Origin of the sequence: Thermosynechococcus sp. HY213, from assembly GCF_031460975.1 — a bacterium.
In the GTDB taxonomy this organism is placed as follows: domain Bacteria; phylum Cyanobacteriota; class Cyanobacteriia; order Thermosynechococcales; family Thermosynechococcaceae; genus Thermosynechococcus.
The window spans coordinates 25493-42446 of record NZ_JAVKVB010000007.1 but is presented as its reverse complement, the minus strand read 5'-3'; the positions used below and the strand labels follow the sequence as shown (position 1 = coordinate 42446).

Below are 16954 nucleotides of genomic sequence, written 5' to 3'. Positions count from 1 at the left end.
GCCCTATGCTGACGCTGTTAATTGTTTTGCCTGTCATCGGTGCGCTGCTGATGCCGCTGCTGCCAGAACGAGCCTTGCGTTCGGTTGCTTTGGTGAGCGCTGGTGTCACCTTTGCCCTGTCCCTCTGGATGCTGACGCAGTTTGATGTCCAGCAGACCGCACTACAATTTACGGAATTTGTGCCGTGGCTGTCGCCCTTGGGATTGAACTATTCCCTTGGTGTGGATGGGTTGTCCCTCCCGCTGATTGTCTTGGGAACGTTCTTAACCCTTGTGGTTGTGTTCACGGGTGAAAAAAGTGGCCATCGGCTCTTCTATGCCCTTGTTCTTTTGGCCAATGCGGGAATTACCGGGGCGTTCGCAGCACAAAATCTGCTGCTGTTCATTCTCTTTTACGAAGTTGAGTTGGTGCCCTTTTACCTGTTGATTTTGATCTGGGGCGGGCAGCGTCGCGAGCAGGCAGCGATCAAGTTTCTGATCTATACGGCAGTCTCAGGAATTCTCGTGCTAGCTGCCTTTTTGGGGATGGGCTGGCTCACCCACGCTCCTAGCTTTGACTATCAAGATATTCAGGTTGCTGGCTTGGCACCGACGACCCAAGGGATTCTGCTGCTGCTGTTGATCCTAGGTTTTGGCATCAAAATGCCCTTGGTGCCCCTCCACAGTTGGTTGCCCGATGCCTATGTGGAAGCCTCAATGCCAACCGCCATTCTCCTTGGGGGGATCCTAGCTAAGCTGGGTGCCTATGGCCTAGTGCGGTTTGCCTTAGGCTGTTTTCCAGAGGCTTGGGGGCAGTTTTCTGGCCTGCTGGCCCTTGTGGCGGCTCTTGGCATTAGCTATGGAGCACTGGCTGCGATCGCCCAAAAGGACATTAAACGCATGGTGGCCTATAGCTCCATTGGTCACATGAGCTACGTATTGTTGGCGGCAGCAGCCCATACCCACCTCAGCATCGTCGGCGCCATTGCCCAAATGATTAGCCATGGCCTGATTTTGGCATTGCTGTTCTATTTGGTTGGCGTCATTGAAACGAAAGTTGGCACCCGCGAACTCAATGTGCTCAATGGCTTGCTCAATCCTCTGCGGGGGTTACCGACCACCAGTGCTCTCCTCATTTTGGGGGGGATGGCCAGTGCCGGTATTCCAGGATTAGTGGGGTTTGTGGCGGAATTTTTAATCTTCCAAGGCAGCTATGGTACCTTCCCGATGCCAACTCTAATTGCGGTGGTGGGCACCGGCCTCACGGCTGTTTATTTTGTAATTTTGATTAACCGCACCTGCTTTGGTCGTCTTGACAATGCCACTGCCTACTACCCACGGGTGGTTTGGTCAGAGAAGTTCCCCGCTATGGTACTGACACTGCTGATTCTGGTTCTGGGCATCCAACCAACATGGCTGGTGCGTTGGAGTGAAACCACCAGTGCGCAGCTGGTTGCCGCCATCCCCACTGCCACCGAAACCGTTGCCAGTTTACCCCTATAGCTCAGAGAGGAAACCATGGTTGAAACAATTGAGCGTCCCAGTTCGGCAAAACTGCCCCCACTGGATCACCCCCTCGCCGACATTATTTACCGCCTTGAGGCGGGGGGTGCCCTCATTCCCGACACGCCAGTGAACCTGATGAAGATCATCGGTATGTACAAGGCCTACGCCATTCCAATGGACTTTTACTGGCGGAATTTGCTGTACCTCGGTGAGCGGGTATTTATCCATCCTTTTCCCTTCTTCAAGTATTTTCCAACCAAGGACTACTTTGAATTGGCCAATCACTATGCTGGGGATACAGCGGATCTGCGGATTTGGCGTGGCCCTGCCCATGCCCACCCCGAATTGATGGAATTTATTGCAAAGGGGGAAACAGGGAAAATGCCGCGTCTGCTCCACCACCTTTGGCACGACCGCATCAACATGGAGTTTTCCGAAAGCTTGGCGCGCTCAATGATGTGGCATCGCATGGGCGGGCAGCTGGATATCTACCTTGACTCTGAAGAGTACAAAGCCGCCGCCGATAGGGCAATCCGCGCCTACTTCAAAGGCAACCCGCTGATGCTCGGGCTGTACAAGCTCTTTCCCGACCTCTTCTTGGAGCAGGCTCGCCAAGCCACCTACATGAACGTGCTGGGGCTATTTTGGGAAGTGATGGCACCCGTCTTCTTCGAGATGAGCGATCGCTATGACGAGGGCAGCATTACCAGCGTCAAGGATGCCATGAACTTCTTGGTCAATGGAATTTTTGCCATTGCCGGTCGCCCGATTTACCACCACGTCTATATTGATGGCGAGGTGCATGTCCTTGTGCCCAAGGAAAAGGGCTTTATGTGGCTCTATGAAGCAGCCTTCCCCTATGTGGAAGCGGTCTTTTACCGCACGGCGCCCTTCCGGGGAACGAAGTCCTACAATGCCCAAGCCAATCAGGTGCCCACTGATCAGGTGGACTTCCACTATGGCATTCTCTTTGCCGATAAATTCCCGGTGGGGACGGCGGGGATTCCCCCCACACTGCTGCATCAGGACATGTATCACTTCCTACCCCAGTACCTGAAGGATTACTTCCACCAGCACTGTCGCGGCGAGGATGATATTTTGGTGCAGTTGGGAATTGCCTTCCAGCATGCGATGTACACGGTGACCTCCGCTGTTTTGCAAGCAACCCGTGCCGCCTTCTACTACCCCTTAGATGATCCCAATCCGGAGCATCTCATGGCCAACCGGCGTTTCTTTGTGGCTCAGATGGATCGCTTTTTGCGACCGCAGTACGGCATTGCTGAAGCCTGCAAAATTCGCAATGTCCAAGATCCCAATTATTTGTAGGGAGTTGTAGGACAGGACATTAGGGAGAGGGGGTGTGTCTCTTCTCCCTTTTTGCTAGGCTGGAATCAAAGTGAATTTTTGTAACGAGGTAAAGTTGTGGCCAACGTCGAAATCTATACGTGGTCTCGTTGTCCTTTTTGTATTCGAGCAAAGCAATTGCTGACGCGCAAAGGGGTGAAATTTACCGAGTACGTCATTGATGGCGATGAAGCGGCTCGTGCTGCAATGGCTCAACGTGCCCATGGCCGGCGATCGCTCCCGCAAATTTTTATTAACAACGAACACATTGGCGGCTGCGATGATCTTTATGCCCTAGAGGCACAAGGGAAATTGGACGCTCTGTTGCAAGCGGCAGCTTAATGACGGTGGATATTGCCTTTATTATTGACCCGATCGCCCGCCTTGACCCCGGCCACGATACCAGTGTGGCCTTGATGGAAGCAGCGCAAGCGGCAGGCGCACAGGTGTGGGTAACGGAAATTTCCCAACTGCTGATCCGCGAAGGTCAGGTATGGGCAGCGCTCACCCCGATCCAGTTATCGCCCGTGCAACTAGTGGCCAGCCAGTGGCAGATTCCCCAACCTTGGTTTCAGACGGGGGCAGTGGAATGGCGACCCCTCAACACCTTTCGAGCGGTGTGGATGCGCAAGGATCCCCCCGTGAATACCGCCTACCTCTATGCCACGTACTGTCTTGATTTAATCGATCCCCAGACCACCCTTGTCCTCAACTCGCCCGCAGGGTTGCGCCATGCCAATGAAAAGATGTATGCCCTGCAATTTACGAGTGTGACTCCCAAGACCATTGTCACAGGAGATAAGCAGCGCATTCGGGAATTTGTGCAGCAGCAGGGCATGGCCGTTCTCAAGCCCTTGGGGGGCAAAGCCGGAGAAGGCATTCTCTTTTTGCAGGCGGGCGATCGCAACCTCAATTCCATGATTGAAATGAGTACTCAGTGGGGACAGCTACCGGTGATGGTGCAGGAGTACCTACCCGCGGCCAAGGAAGGCGATAAACGAATCATTCTCCTCAATGGGGAACCCATTGGTGCTGTGAATCGGATTCCCACAGGGGATGACTTTCGCGGCAATATGGCCACCGGCGGACGCGTGGCAGCAGTGGAAATTACCGAGCGCGATCGCCAGATTTGTCAAACTTTAGCCCCTGCCCTACGGCGCGATGGCCTGTACTTTGTGGGGATTGATGTCATTGGTGGCTATTTGACAGAAGTGAATGTCACTAGCCCCACGGGCGTTCGTGAGATTGATCGCCTCAATGGGACTTGCCTTGGTCAACAGGTGATGGCTTGGCTATTAGGCTAACATTGAGTTATGCTTAGCCACTCAGGGGATGTGATTCAAACCAGTAATCAAGTTTTGATAAAGCGATATGGTTCACAGCAAAGAACGCGCCCCCAGAAATAGAACAATTACGTTGACCGAGCAAGAACAAGCGAAGTATCGACAGCGACTCCTACGGTTGAGTCATCCTGTGAGCTTATCAGAAATCATTAACCGCACCATCCATCAAGATATCTTTGAGGTCATCAAGTTTCTCCCAAGTCAATTTGTTGATTTGCTGTTTATTGATCCACCTTACAACCTGAACAAAGTATTTAACTCAATTAGCTTCAAGAAAAAAAGTTTAGAGGATTACATCAACTGGCTAGAGTCTTGCTTGTCGAGTCTTGAAAAAATTCTAAAACCAACTGCATCTATTTACATTTGCTCTGATTGGGAATCCTCAACTGCTGTATTTGAAGTCATTAAAGACCGTTTTCAAATCCGCAACCGAATTACATGGGAGCGCGAGAAAGGACGAGGAGCAAGCAAGAATTGGAAAAATGCCTCCGAGGATATATGGTTCTGCACTGTTTCTAATGAGTACACCTTTAATGTTGAGGCTGTTAAGCTCAAGCGTAAAGTCATCGCTCCCTATAGAGTCAATGGACATCCCAAAGATTGGGAAGCCACGGAAGAAGGAAATTACCGCCTAACGCATCCTTCTAACCTGTGGACAGACTTAACTGTGCCCTTTTGGTCAATGCCAGAAAATACAGATCATCCCACCCAAAAGCCCGAGAAACTACTGGCTAAGGTCATTTTAGCTAGCTCCAATCCAGATGACATTATTTTTGATCCATTCCTCGGCTCCGGAACAAGCTCTGTCGTTGCCAAGAAGCTCGGTAGGCGTTTTTTGGGGGTTGAACTGGATGAGACTTATGCTTGCCTAGCGGAGAAGCGCCTTGAAATGGCTGAAGTAGATGCTTCGATTCAGGGCTATGCTGATGGCGTGTTTTGGGAAAGAAACACATTAAGTGAGCAAGGACGTTTTACGCAAAAGCAGTATCAGTGCGAAAAACTATTTCACCAACCAGAGCTTTTTCCCTAGGAGAAACATAAGAATCAATGGAAAAAAGACATATTTTCTATGGTGATCAGATTGATCAGATCGAAGAAAACATCAAAGAACTCTTAAACTCACAGGAAGATTTCTTGTCTGCTGTGACAATCAATAGCCCAAGAGCTGTTGGCGATGCTGTTCAGCAAATTCTTGCCAATCATCTACAGGCGGTTCTTGGTGAAGAGATTTGTAAAAACTATTCAGCACATTTTGCCCGTAGAGCCATGGCTGATCTCGCTTTCAAGGATGATCAAGGATTTTACTATGTCATTGACGTGAAAACCCACAGATTGAGTACACAGTTTAATATGCCCAATTTAATTTCTGTAGAACGCCTCACTCGTTTCTATCAATCAGATGAAAATGTTTTTGCAATTTTGCTGATTGCCTATGAGGCTCAAAGAACTCGTATCGGTATTGAAAATGTTCAATTTCTGCCAATCGAGTTTTTGGGGTGGGACTGCTTAACAATTGGCGCTTTGGGTTGGGGGCAAATTCAGATTGCGAACTCTAATGTTTTAACGATTAACCGTGGCTACTCCCGTAAGCAGTGGATGCTTGAGTTGTGTGATGCATTAGCTGAATTCTATCCCCGTGAAATTAGCAAAATTGAAGGGCGGTTGAAATACTTTACAAAGGTTCGCGAGTTTTGGCTTAATCATAGCGATTAAAGCTTTTTTCATAAAGTTAAACATCATAAACCAAGCTGCAACATGGCTGTGATGCGACTGAAAACGGATAGTTGCCTTGTATAATCACTGTACTGAATCTCTTCCTTTTGCCTATAATTGATAGGCTGGATTTTTTCACGAGTCTATGAGTCGCGGCACACTCTTTGATAAGGTTTGGGAACAGCACACGGTGGCGACACTGCCCTCAGGGCAAACGCAGCTCTTTATTGGCCTGCACCTGATTCACGAAGTGACGAGTCCCCAAGCCTTTGCCATGCTGCGGGAGCGGGGATTGGCGGTGCTGTATCCGCAGCGAACCGTGGCGACGGTGGATCATATTGTGCCGACAGATACGCTGGCGCGTCCTCTCCAAGATGCCCTTGCCGAAGAGATGCTGCAAGCCCTTGAGGCGAATTGCCGTGCTCACAATATTCCTTTCTTTGGGATTGGCTCTGGTCGTCAGGGCATTGTCCATGTGATTGCTCCCGAGCAGGGGTTAACGCAACCGGGGATGACGATCGCCTGCGGGGATAGCCACACCTCTACCCACGGTGCCTTTGGGGCGATCGCCTTTGGGATTGGCACCAGTCAAGTGCGGGATGTGTTGGCGACTCAGACCCTCGCCCTCAATAAGCTCAAGGTTCGCAAAGTAGAAGTGAATGGCTCCCTTGGCTCTGGGGTCTATGCCAAGGATCTCATCCTCCACATTATTCGCCACCTTGGTGTTAAAGGCGGTGTTGGCTATGCCTATGAGTTTGCTGGCAGTACCTTTGCCCAGCTCTCAATGGAAGAGCGGATGACCGTCTGCAATATGGCCATTGAAGGGGGAGCCCGCTGCGGTTATGTCAACCCCGATGAAACCACCTTTGCCTATTTACGAGGCCGCCCCTTTGCTCCCCAGGGCAAGGCTTGGGATGAGGCGCTGGTGTGGTGGCGATCGCTCGTCAGTGATGCCGATGCTGAATACGATGATGTTGTCACATTTGCAGCTGCGGATATTGCACCGACGGTCACTTGGGGCATTACCCCCGGCCAAAGCGTTGCGGTGGATGAGACCTTGCCCACCCTAGAGAGTTTGCCCGAGGCAGAACGGGCGATCGCCGCTGAAGCCTATGCTTACATGGATCTGCAACCGGGGCAGCCCATTCAAGGCACCAAGATTGATGTCTGCTTTATTGGCAGTTGCACCAATGGTCGCATCAGTGATCTGCGGCAGGCTGCCAAAGTTGTCGAAGGGCGCAAAGTCAAACCCGGTGTCAAAGCCTTTGTGGTTCCCGGTTCAGAACGGGTGAAAGCGCAAGCCGAAGCGGAGGGTCTCGATGTCATTTTCCAAGCCGCAGGGTTTGAATGGCGCAATCCTGGTTGCTCGATGTGCCTCGCCATGAATCCCGACAAGCTGCAAGGGCGTCAGATCAGTGCCTCATCTTCCAATCGCAACTTCAAAGGACGCCAAGGATCAGCAGCGGGACGGACACTCCTCATGAGTCCAGCGATGGTGGCCGCCGCAGCTATTACGGGTGAAGTTACAGATGTGCGGGCATTTCTTTGATGTCCTGCTTAATAGATATCAAGTTCTTTATCAGCCCTGTCACATTCCCTAAAGTATGAAATTATCCTCCTAGACAATGACAATAGAGACAAGGGGAGGAGCGGTTTATGTTTCCAATCTTTCCAAAAGGAGGCTGTCTATGAAAATGTTACAGGGCTTGCTGGGGGCAGTGGTTCTGGGTATGGCCTCTATTTTGCCTGCTGCTGCTGAGACGCTAGTTTCTGATAGCGGGCTGACTGAAATTTACGGCTACCAGCTTAGCCCCTTGCCGGGAGATATCTTGCCCTACACCACCAAAGTCAATGGACGAGTTTATGAGGGCACCATTAACGTCACGGCAAGCGGCAATGGCTTCGTGCGCGGCTTTTTTAGCGATCGCGATCTTGGCGGTAATTTTGGCTGTAGTGGCGAAGTAACCATTCAATGGGTACGGGATAATCGCTATATTTCCGTGTGGCGAGTTGGCGGTACTTATACGCCGCGTCTGCAATGTCCGCAAGCGGGCACCACGGCTCGTCTGAATATGCGCCTCTATCCCTAGAGAAATCAACCATACTCCTGCTCTGTAATGCGCCAGCGCGCCGAAAGAACACTGGGTTCTAAACTCAAGCGGCTCACCAGCCCTTCTACAAAGTCATCATTGCGCTCTTGACTGAGGAGTTCTGCTTCAATATGGACGCGATCGGGGGTGTCTTCAATATCCTCGCTGAGGAGCGATCGCAACTTCAGCCGACTGCCCGCTAATGACTGCAACAGCAGTGCCCGCAAATGAGCCTCTGCCTCAGCACGGCAGACAATATCACAGCGATAGCACAACTCCACTTCGGTGCCCTTGAGGGGCTGCTGATTGATGCGATAGCCGAGGGGACGCAAGAGCAGATTGGCCACGAGCACTGCCACTGCTCCTAAGGTTGCCTGATAGAGTAATCCCGAACCACACAGTGCCCCCACCGCCGCTGCACACCAGAGAGTAGCGGCCGTATTCAAACCCCGTACTGAGAGGCCTTCCCGCAGGATCACGCCCCCGCCGAGAAACCCAATACCAGAGACAATTTGGGCGGCAATCCGCGTTGGACTCGCTTCCCCCGGCGTCAAAGCCGAGAGCATGACAAATAGTGCTGCCCCCGTTGCCACGAGGGTATTTGTGCGCAGACCGGCCATGCGTTGCCGCCATTGTCGCTCCAAGCCGAGGGCTGCCCCAAGACAAAAGGCTGCTACCAAACGGACAATAAAATCACTCGTTGACATCGGTTAAAACGACAGCCCTAGGAAGACACTCACCAGATAGAAGTAGAGCAACAGCCCTGTAAAGTCCTTGATGGTTGTGATAAAGGGATCCGCCGCTGGCCCGTGGTCAAAGCCCAACTTCAGCAACACCCAAGGAAGCAATGCCCCTAAGATCGCCGCGAAGGTAATTACAACAAAAAGTGAAATCCCTACAGCCAGTCCCAGTTGGGGAATGTCGTTGGGTAGCCCTTGCCAGAAGAAGGCAATCAAGCCGCCAGCAGTTCCCAAGATAAGACCCATGATCGCACCAATGCGAAACTCGCGAAAGAGATAACCGCCATAGCGACGAATATCAATGTGCTGCCAAGCAAGACCACGGGCAAAGACAGTGGTGGATTGGGTACCGACATTGCCTCCCATGTCCATGACCACAGGAATGAAAATGGCTACGGCAACGACGGCTTCCAGAACTTCCTCAAAGTACTGAATCACGCCGCCAACAATCATACCGCCAATGAGGGTAATGATCAGGCAGATAATCCGCAGTTGCACTGCATAGCGAATGGGACCGCGCACCAGTCGTTCACTCCAAGCTTGATCGCGGTTGAGCAAGTTGCCCACACCTGCTTGCGCCAAAATGGTGCTCGTTGCCTCCTCCTCAATCAGGTCAATCACATCATCAAAGGTGATATCGCCCACCAGTCGCCCCTCTTGATCCACCACAGGAATAGCAGGGACATCGTATTCCTTGAGGAGTTTGGCTGCGGATAGTTCCGGCGCGGTCACAGCGATCGCCAGTTCCTGTCCTTGCACCAAATCTTGAAGCGGCTGGTGGGGATTTGCTTTCATCAACTGGATCGGCTGCACAAAGCCACGATAAAAGCGCTGTTCATCAATGACAAAAATAATGCTCAGGTCATTAATATCCAAGGAACTCTCACGGATAGCGGCGATCGCCTGCTCCACGGTCAAGTCTTGCCGCAGCGCCAAGTAGCGCAGATTCATGCGCCGACCAATTGTGCCCTCAGGATAGCCCAACAGCAGGTTCACGGCGTCGCGGGATTCTGAGCTTAACTGGCTGAGCAACCGTTTGGTGACCTTGGCAGGTAATTCCTCAAAGAGCCGCACCCGTTGATCGGCCTCAAGGGCTTCTAGAAAATGCAGAATCTCAGGATCCGTCATCCCTTCAATGAGGGTTGCCTGCTCATCGGGAGTCAGGGCTTCAAAGACTGCGATCGCCTTGTCTTTTTCGAGGAGGCGAAAGGCCAATACCCGCTTATGGGGGTCAATTTGGCGCAGGGCGCGCACTAGCTCAGGAATCGTCAGTTGGTTGGCTGTCCGCTTGGCAGCACCGAGACCCTGCGGATAGGTCAGCAGATCATCGAGGGGATTGATTACCATCGCATTGCTCCTTCTATGGTTGACAATTTAGGGTGGGTGAGACAGGGGCATAGGCTTCGCTCAATTGATGCCAGAGATCAGCCAACTGGTTGTAGGCTTCGGATGTAGAAAGTTTCCCACTCGTATGGAGAGCAGCAATAAACCCTGCCCGTTGAGCAAATTTCTGCAGGTAGGCATCAAAGGTCAGCGCGTCTAGGGTGACGTGCCCACGGTAAAGGGTATAGGGGCACAGAAATGCCTGCTTTGCATCGTGGGTTATCATGGTTCTAAGCTCCATTGAGAAACGACAATAGGATGTTTTAGGGTTTAACGAGACAACTCAAAGGGTGAGAACTCTCCCAAGTGGGCGATCGCTTGGCTCATGACCGTAATCATCAGGTGGCCAAGGGCAACACCCAGCACTTCCGAAAGGGTAATTCCCAGCATTTCGGCCATCATGCTGAACAAACAAACTTCAAACATAGAAACTCTCCGTTGCTAATGGTTTTGCCACGCAACAACTTGAGCGATGAAAAGTAGTCGTTCAATAAAAACGCTTGACTACGGGCGATCGCTCTCAACAACAAACAGATTTGAGCCAGCCAACCTTAGGCAGACTCAGGTAGATACGAGACTGAGACCTATTGACCAATTTGCTTCGTGATCCATCTCCATTTGCAGATCGACTGCCTTGGAACGCGCGGAGATGAACCAGAAGTTCAAGCCATTAGGCAGCAGACAAGTCTGAATTCACCTCGGCGATCCTTAGGGGAGAGAGGCTCCACCTATGGCAGGGATCTTCATTAGCGGAGATGGGGTCACCAGAAGCAGCATTACAGTGACTCCTACTAGACTCCATTAAGAAAATCTCCAAAAATAGACAAATGCCAGCAGCCTAGGAAATCTTCCAACTGCCAATAGGCATTTTAGGGGGTGAGCAAGTCTTTGTCAAGGATCATATGAACAGCTAGGGCATTGCAGTGGGGCATTTCTGGTCGTATCGCCCTTTTCACAGCGATCGAACACCCTCACCCCGGTAAAAGCCCCGATGGCAGAGCACCGCACTCCCGTTATGTCGCTGATATTTCAGGAAAGGGCTGTCATTCGCTAAAATTGTTAATCATTACTTAAAGTTTTATAGTGTAAAACGTCCAGAAGTATCTTAATGCGTGATAAAAATTGTGGATTCTAGCGAATGATTATAGATGAATTTGAGCACTTTACTGAATTATTGGTCAACTACACCGATGATCTCATTTGCCTGCACGAACCGGATGGCAACTATTTATATGTGACTCCCTCCAGCAAAACCCTTTTAGGCTATTCTCCTGGAGAACTGATTGGTAAGAGTCCCTACACATTATTTCATCCTGAGGATGCAGAGCGCATTCGCAGTGGTGCCCATGCCCTCGCCCTGCAAGGCAGTGTGAATGTGATAGAAACCTATCGCATCCGCAAAAAGCATGGCGGATATGTTTGGTTGGAAACCCTCACGCACCCCATTTGTGATGCAGGGGGAAATGTTTTATTTTTAGTCTCCACATCGCGGGATATTACCCGTCGCCGTCAACTCGAGCTAGAGCTACAAGCCAAGCAAGAACTACTGGAAGCCTTTTTTCAACAATCCCTTGAGGCCTGCTTCTTCATGATGTTGGATCAGCCCATTCGCTGGGATGACACGGTCAACAAAGAGGAAATCTTGGAGTATGTCCTTGATCATCAGCGGATTACGCGTGTCAACAGTGCCTTTGCCCAGCAGTATCAATTACCGCCGCAGGAGCTGATTGGCCTGACGCCGCGCATTTGCTTTAAGGATGATCTGGAACTCGCCAAACGGCTGTGGCGAGCACTCTTTGATCTGGGCTATTTTCACATTGAAATTGAACTGCACCGCCGCGATGGTAGCTCCTTTTGGGTTGAGGGGAATTATGTGTGTCTCTACAACCAAAATAAGGAAATCATTGGCCACTTTGGTGTGCAGCGGGACATTAGCGATCGCATGCGTCTGCAAGCAGAAATTGCCCAAAAAACGGCTGAATTAGAGTATTTCTTTGGCTCCTCCCTAGAGCTATTTATGATTGCCGATAGTGAGGGACGGCTGCGGCGGGTGAATCAACACTGGCATACCTGCCTGGGCTATGACCTGAATCGGTTGGCAGGGGCAAAGTTTGAGGAATTTCTCCACCCCGGCGATCGCCCCCGCCATCGGGAGATGCAGCAACGTCTCCTTGCTGGGGAGCAAATCAGTAACCACACAATTCGCCTGCGCACCCAAGGGGGAGACTATCGCTGGTACGAATGGCAAGGCCTGCTCAGTCAAGGGCGCATCTATGGTGCTGCACGGGATGTCACGGAACAGCGCCAATTTAGCGATCGCCTGCAAGCGGCCTACAACCAAGTGACTGATATTTTGGAGAGCATGTCGGATCACTTTTTTGAAGTGGATCGCGACTTCACAGTTATCTATGTCAACGGGAATTTTTGCCGTCTAGTGGGGAAATCTGCCTCAGAGATGCTGGGGCAAAACCTCTGGGATCTCTTTCCCGATGAGCGCAACTCAATTTTTGAAAGCCAAAGTCGGCGGGCAATGGCAGAGCAAACTCCCGTCCAATTTGAAGCCTTCTATGAGGGGCTGAACCAATGGTTTGCGGTACGGGCTTTTCCCACTGGCCGAGGCCTTGCCGTTTTCTTCCGGAATATTACGCTTCAGGTGGACTCCACTACTTCGTTACAGCGACGGCAAACCCAAGCGGAACTCCTGCATCGGCTAACCTTGAAAATTCGCCGTTCCCTTGATCTGGAAACAGTTCTTAAAACCGCCCTTGAGGAAGTGCGTCAACTGCTGGGGGTCGATCGCACACTGCTTTTCCAGTTCTATGCCGATGGCCGGGGTGAGGTGGTGGCTGAATCGGTGGCGGCACCGCAGTTTTCTCTCATGCACCGCACCTTCTATGACCCCTGTTTCGACCGTGAGTCTGCCGAAGCCTATCTTCAGGGACGGGTACTGGCGGTTGCTGATATTAACACCGCTGAAATAACCCAGTGTCATCGCGACTTTCTCAACCAATTGCAGGTGCGTGCCCTCTTAGTGGTACCGATTATTGAGGAGGAACGTCTCTGGGGATTACTCCTGTGCCACCACTGCTCTTCTCCTCGACCTTGGGCAAGTGACGAGGTCGAATTGATCCGCCAACTGGGCGAACAACTGGGCTTTGGCATCAACCGCGCCGAACTGGTGACTGGGCTGCATCAGGAAAAAGAACGCTATCGGCGGGTGCTGGAGGCTCAAACAGAACTGCTCTACCGCTGTACCCCTGAAGGACACCTCACCTTTGGCAATCCCGCCTTCTTTCGCTATCTTGCTGCTGCGGGCATCAATTGTGATCTGGGGGATGTGCTCCAGCATCCCTTTGATGCGGTGACCCAGCAACGCTTCCAACAGCATCTGCAAGCCCTCACACCAGCGCAGCCCCTCAGCACAATTGAGTGTGGGGTGACATTGCCCCAAGACCAGATTCTTTGGTTTGAATGGACAACCCGCGCTTTTTTTGATCACCAGGGTCGCTGTGTGGAGTATCAATGTGTGGGACGCGACATTACCCGCCGCAAGCAAATGGAGGAGCAGCTGATTCACGATGCCCTCCACGATGCCCTAACGGGACTGCCGAACCGTACGCTGCTCCAAGACCGATTGCAGCATTGCTGGCGGCAGTATCAACGCCATCGCGATCGCCCCTTTGCGGTTGTTTTTATTGATATTGATCGCTTTAAGCGGGTTAACGATAGCTTGGGACACCAAGCAGGAGATCAGGTGCTGATTACCCTTGCCCAGCGGATGCAAAGTGTGGTGCCGGAGGGGGATACCTTGGCTCACCTGAGTGGCGATGAGTTTGTGGTGCTGTGTGAAGATCTGGATCCTGAGCAAATGGTGGCTCAGGTAGAAGCACGGGTTGCCGATCTAGAGCGGGTGATTCAGGAGCCCTTGGTCATTGATGGCCATCTGTTAAGTCTCAGTGCCAGCATTGGCGTCACCTTTAGCGATCGCGCCGACACCTCGGCCACTACCCTGTTGCGGGATGCCGATATTGCCATGTACCAAGCGAAAAAACAGGGGCTGGGGCAGTATCGGATTTTTGACCCGCAAATGCACACCCAAGCCCAGAGTTGCTTTACGCTGGAGAGTCAACTGCATCAGGCGATCGCCAACAGTGAGCTACAGGTCTATTTTCAGCCCATTGTTCAACTGGAGACGGGGGCGATCGTGGGTCTTGAAGCCCTGAGCCGTTGGTTTGATCCTGAAAAGGGTGAAATTCCTGCCGCCGAATTTATTGGCCTTGCGGAGCAAGCCGGTCTCATTGTTAGCCTTGGCCGACAGGTCTTTGAACGGGCGATGCAGGAATTCAGCCAGTGGCGGCAACAGGACAGCCGTCGCCAGACCATGACCTTGGGCATTAATATCTCGCCTCAACAACTGGTGGATGCCAACTTTGTCAGTGATATTTTGGCAGCGCTGCGCCGTGCCCAATTGCCCCCCCATCTCCTTCATCTGGAGATTACGGAAACGACCATGATCCGCAACCTTGAAGCCACATTGCAGGTGGCCGAGGAACTGCAACAACTGGGGGTTGCCCTCAACATTGATGACTTTGGCACGGGCTATTCCTCCCTGAGTCGGTTGCATCAGTTGCCGATCCACGCCCTGAAAATTGATCGCTCCTTTGTCCAGAACTTAGAGAAAAGCCAAGCGGCACGGGAAATTATTGGTGCCGTGATTGCCCTCGGTAAAAGCCTGCGCTTAGATGTGGTGGCAGAGGGGGTGGAGACAGCAACCCAAGCCGCCCAATTAATCGACCTCGGTTGTCGCTATGGCCAAGGCTACCTCTTCTATCCACCATTGCCGATTAATCGCTTGTCCTAGGACTTGCTGCTGGTATCCTCATGGGGAAGAAAGGGCAGGCTTTCCCACCAACTTTGATAGTTTTTCGTCATTTCCTGCCACCAGTCGGCGGGCTGTTGCAGTGCCTGTTGCAGGCGATCGCGCTCCTGTTCGAGACGTTGAAGGTTCATCTCCAGTTGGTGATAGGTGGTTTCTAGGGTGGTGAGTTGAGCATTGAGGGCTTGGTGTTGCTGTTGCCAGTAATCGCTGCCTGCTCGCAATTGTTGATTTTCGGCGGCTATTGCCTGAAGTTGGTGCTGGAGTTGATTGCAGTGATCTTGCAGTCGCACGACTTCGGCTTCGAGGGCGGCTTTTTGCGAGGGGTGTTGTAGCGATCGCAGAATTGTCCACAGCAGAATCAGGGTGGCAACCACGCCATAGCTGGCCAGTGCCCAAGTCCCCTGTGCAGATAATGCCGCCCACACCATGGATACACCCTAGGAAAGAGATACCGCTAAGGGGGGGGCGATCGCCTCTGCAAGATATTGCCGCAGCACCATGGCCAGCCAATCGACATCGGCAGCGGTGGTCTCTCGCCCCAAGGTAATGCGTATTCCCGCTTTGGCGGTTTCAGGATCGTAGCCCATGGCCAAGAGGGTGGGACTGGGTTGGGTTTGACCACTTTGACAGGCGGATCCCGCACTAATGCCAATGCCCGCAAGGTTGAGTTGCCGTACAAAGGTTTTGCCATTCAAGGGCTGGCCGTGGCGATCGCGCACGATCAAACTCAAATGATGGGGCAACCGCTGCCATGGATGCCCTGTTCGTTCCACTTGCGGATGATCCTGCAACTGCTGCCACAGGCGATCGCGCAGTTGAGCAAGGCGCATCGGTTCTGTCGCTAGTTCAGTGGCGGCCCATTCCGCTGCCACCCCAAAACCCACCAAGGTTGGCACTGCTTGGGTTCCCGCCCTGAGGTCCAGTTCCTGTCCCCCGCCACGCAAGAGCGGTTCTAGGGGTACCCCCGATCGCACATAGAGCGCCCCCGCTCCCTGAGGGCCATAAATTTTATGACTGGACAGCGAGAGTAAATCCACCCCTAGCCGTTGCACATCCAAGGGAACTCGTCCCGCCACTTGAACCGCATCCGTATGGAAAAGCACCCCCGCCTCTTGGCAAATGGCTGCGAGTTCAGCAATGGGTTGCAGCGTGCCCACCTCACTTTGGCCGTAGATGATCGAGACCAAGACCGTGTTCGGGTGCAGGGCCTGCCGTAGTTGGGCGGGTTCCACCTCTCCCCAGGGATTCACCGCTAAGCGGGTCACTTGCCAGCCTTGAGCTTCAAGGGCAGCCGCCGGTTTGGCCACCGCTGAATGCTCGACCGCCGAAATAATTAAATGCTGAGGTTGGCGATAGCGTTGGCAAATTCCCCACAGGGCAAGATTATCCGCTTCTGTGCCCCCAGAGGTAAAAATGATTTCATCCGCTTGGGCATGAATCAGCCCTGCCACCTGCAGCCGTGCCTGTTCAAGGGCGATCGCTGCACGTTGCCCCCACTCGTGAATACTCGATGGATTACCCCACTGCTGTTCATAGGCCGCCACCATCGCTGCAATAGCCTCTGCTCGACAGGGGGTTGTTGCACCATAGTCGAAATACAGTTGCATGGGCAGGAGCAGCTCCCAAAAACCAATGGCGGAACTGTCATAAAACCCAGTCCCTTAAGCCAATTGTAACCGATTATTCCCTAGCTCCTTTTTGCTGCCAAACCGCTGAATCTGAGAGATGACTTGAATTTCCCCCGCAATAATCCCCGTAACCAGCTCCTGCATTGCTTGATATTCCGTGGCGCTCAGGGAACGCTGCCACAACAATTCATTGATCTGCCGCTCTTGAGCAGGGGTTACGATCCGAGTCGCCTGAATACGGCGGATTAGCTCCAGCAGCGTCATACACCAATCCCCTTGCAATTTGCGTGTATGGTCTCAACTATGCCAGTGCTTCACAAAGCTTAACTGTGATCAACAGCACACAAAGA

Annotated in this window: 16 protein-coding genes; 9 read left to right on the top strand and 7 right to left on the bottom strand. The window is 52.3% G+C overall.

All coding sequences use genetic code 11. The features are described from left to right. The first annotated feature begins 5 nt into the window (after window positions 1–5). From RHK62_RS03375 to RHK62_RS03340, 8 genes are all read left to right on the top strand, one after another. On the top strand, window positions 6–1481 hold the full coding sequence (locus RHK62_RS03375) for an NADH-quinone oxidoreductase subunit M (RefSeq protein WP_206201277.1): 1476 nt from the start codon (window positions 6–8) through the stop codon (window positions 1479–1481). 15 nt (window positions 1482–1496) lie between these two features. Next, window positions 1497–2810: a CO2 hydration protein gene (locus tag RHK62_RS03370; protein WP_310437868.1), complete on the top strand. Its 1314-nt coding sequence runs from the start codon at window positions 1497–1499 to the stop codon at window positions 2808–2810. A gap of 96 nt (window positions 2811–2906) precedes the next feature. Then, a complete protein-coding gene (gene grxC, locus RHK62_RS03365; protein ID WP_250682073.1) occupies window positions 2907–3170 on the top strand; it encodes a glutaredoxin 3 in 264 nt (87 codons plus the stop codon). A gap of 5 nt (window positions 3171–3175) precedes the next feature. Beyond that, entirely contained in the window at window positions 3176–4132 is a 957-nt protein-coding gene (gene gshB, locus RHK62_RS03360; RefSeq protein ID WP_310437889.1) for a glutathione synthase, read from the top strand. A gap of 67 nt (window positions 4133–4199) precedes the next feature. Beyond that, window positions 4200–5201 (top strand): DNA methyltransferase, encoded by a 1002-nt coding sequence (locus RHK62_RS03355; protein WP_310454353.1) that lies wholly within the window; start codon window positions 4200–4202, stop codon window positions 5199–5201. 17 nt (window positions 5202–5218) lie between these two features. Next, window positions 5219–5884: a hypothetical protein gene (locus tag RHK62_RS03350; RefSeq protein WP_310453269.1), complete on the top strand. Its 666-nt coding sequence runs from the start codon at window positions 5219–5221 to the stop codon at window positions 5882–5884. 145 nt (window positions 5885–6029) lie between these two features. Further along, window positions 6030–7433, top strand: coding sequence for a 3-isopropylmalate dehydratase large subunit (leuC, locus tag RHK62_RS03345; protein WP_310437865.1), 1404 nt, complete (start codon window positions 6030–6032; stop codon window positions 7431–7433). 139 nt (window positions 7434–7572) lie between these two features. Further along, window positions 7573–7974, top strand: a complete 402-nt coding sequence (locus RHK62_RS03340) for a hypothetical protein (protein ID WP_206201284.1) — start codon at window positions 7573–7575, stop codon at window positions 7972–7974. A 5-nt stretch (window positions 7975–7979) separates the two neighbouring features. On the opposite strand, the gene RHK62_RS03335 is transcribed toward RHK62_RS03340, so the two are convergent. From RHK62_RS03335 to RHK62_RS03320, 4 genes are read right to left on the bottom strand one after another with little or no spacing between them, the layout of a single operon-like run. Continuing rightward, window positions 7980–8681 carry an MgtC/SapB family protein gene (locus RHK62_RS03335; RefSeq protein ID WP_310437864.1) on the bottom strand — a complete coding sequence of 234 codons (702 nt, stop codon included), beginning with the start codon at window positions 8679–8681 and terminating at the stop codon, window positions 7980–7982. Between the two features lie 3 nt (window positions 8682–8684). Further along, window positions 8685–10061, bottom strand: a complete 1377-nt coding sequence (mgtE, locus tag RHK62_RS03330; RefSeq protein WP_302676640.1) for a magnesium transporter — start codon at window positions 10059–10061, stop codon at window positions 8685–8687. A gap of 13 nt (window positions 10062–10074) precedes the next feature. Next, window positions 10075–10323: a hypothetical protein gene (locus RHK62_RS03325; RefSeq protein WP_310453268.1), complete on the bottom strand. Its 249-nt coding sequence runs from the start codon at window positions 10321–10323 to the stop codon at window positions 10075–10077. 44 nt (window positions 10324–10367) lie between these two features. After that, the gene (locus tag RHK62_RS03320) at window positions 10368–10523 is read right to left on the bottom strand and encodes a hypothetical protein (protein WP_206201287.1); all 156 of its coding nucleotides are present in this window, start codon (window positions 10521–10523) and stop codon (window positions 10368–10370) included. A gap of 712 nt (window positions 10524–11235) precedes the next feature. Between RHK62_RS03320 and RHK62_RS03315 the strand changes: the two genes are divergently transcribed. After that, window positions 11236–14958 (top strand): EAL domain-containing protein, encoded by a 3723-nt coding sequence (locus RHK62_RS03315; protein WP_310453267.1) that lies wholly within the window; start codon window positions 11236–11238, stop codon window positions 14956–14958. On the opposite strand, the gene RHK62_RS03310 is transcribed toward RHK62_RS03315, so the two are convergent. Genes RHK62_RS03310 through RHK62_RS03300 form a run of 3 tightly spaced genes read right to left on the bottom strand, consistent with a single transcriptional unit; the run spans window position 14955 to window position 16868 of the window. After that, on the bottom strand, window positions 14955–15404 hold the full coding sequence (locus tag RHK62_RS03310; protein ID WP_206201289.1) for a hypothetical protein: 450 nt from the start codon (window positions 15402–15404) through the stop codon (window positions 14955–14957). The genes RHK62_RS03315 and RHK62_RS03310 overlap by 4 nt on opposite strands. Window positions 15405–15413: 9 nt before the next feature. Then, entirely contained in the window at window positions 15414–16583 is a 1170-nt protein-coding gene (locus RHK62_RS03305) for a cysteine desulfurase family protein (protein ID WP_310453266.1), read from the bottom strand. Window positions 16584–16637: 54 nt separating this feature from the next. Continuing rightward, a complete protein-coding gene (locus tag RHK62_RS03300; RefSeq protein WP_149817400.1) occupies window positions 16638–16868 on the bottom strand; it encodes a hypothetical protein in 231 nt (76 codons plus the stop codon). Between the last annotated feature and the right edge of the window lie 86 nt (window positions 16869–16954).

What these genes read in the sequence shown, in the direction of transcription:
- RHK62_RS03340 (WP_206201284.1), top strand. Translation starts at nt 7,573, where the DNA reads ATGAAAATGTTACAGGGCTTGCTGGGGGCAGTGGTTCTGGGTATGGCC.
- mgtE (WP_302676640.1), bottom strand. Translation starts at nt 10,061, where the DNA reads ATGGTAATCAATCCCCTCGATGATCTGCTGACCTATCCGCAGGGTCTC.
- RHK62_RS03375 (WP_206201277.1), top strand. Translation starts at nt 6, where the DNA reads ATGCTGACGCTGTTAATTGTTTTGCCTGTCATCGGTGCGCTGCTGATG.
- RHK62_RS03300 (WP_149817400.1), bottom strand. Translation starts at nt 16,868, where the DNA reads ATGACGCTGCTGGAGCTAATCCGCCGTATTCAGGCGACTCGGATCGTA.
- RHK62_RS03335 (WP_310437864.1), bottom strand. Translation starts at nt 8,681, where the DNA reads ATGTCAACGAGTGATTTTATTGTCCGTTTGGTAGCAGCCTTTTGTCTT.
- RHK62_RS03355 (WP_310454353.1), top strand. Translation starts at nt 4,200, where the DNA reads ATGGTTCACAGCAAAGAACGCGCCCCCAGAAATAGAACAATTACGTTG.
- RHK62_RS03315 (WP_310453267.1), top strand. Translation starts at nt 11,236, where the DNA reads ATGATTATAGATGAATTTGAGCACTTTACTGAATTATTGGTCAACTAC.
- RHK62_RS03310 (WP_206201289.1), bottom strand. Translation starts at nt 15,404, where the DNA reads ATGGTGTGGGCGGCATTATCTGCACAGGGGACTTGGGCACTGGCCAGC.
- RHK62_RS03370 (WP_310437868.1), top strand. Translation starts at nt 1,497, where the DNA reads ATGGTTGAAACAATTGAGCGTCCCAGTTCGGCAAAACTGCCCCCACTG.
- leuC (WP_310437865.1), top strand. Translation starts at nt 6,030, where the DNA reads ATGAGTCGCGGCACACTCTTTGATAAGGTTTGGGAACAGCACACGGTG.
- RHK62_RS03320 (WP_206201287.1), bottom strand. Translation starts at nt 10,523, where the DNA reads ATGTTTGAAGTTTGTTTGTTCAGCATGATGGCCGAAATGCTGGGAATT.
- RHK62_RS03325 (WP_310453268.1), bottom strand. Translation starts at nt 10,323, where the DNA reads ATGATAACCCACGATGCAAAGCAGGCATTTCTGTGCCCCTATACCCTT.
- RHK62_RS03305 (WP_310453266.1), bottom strand. Translation starts at nt 16,583, where the DNA reads ATGCAACTGTATTTCGACTATGGTGCAACAACCCCCTGTCGAGCAGAG.
- RHK62_RS03350 (WP_310453269.1), top strand. Translation starts at nt 5,219, where the DNA reads ATGGAAAAAAGACATATTTTCTATGGTGATCAGATTGATCAGATCGAA.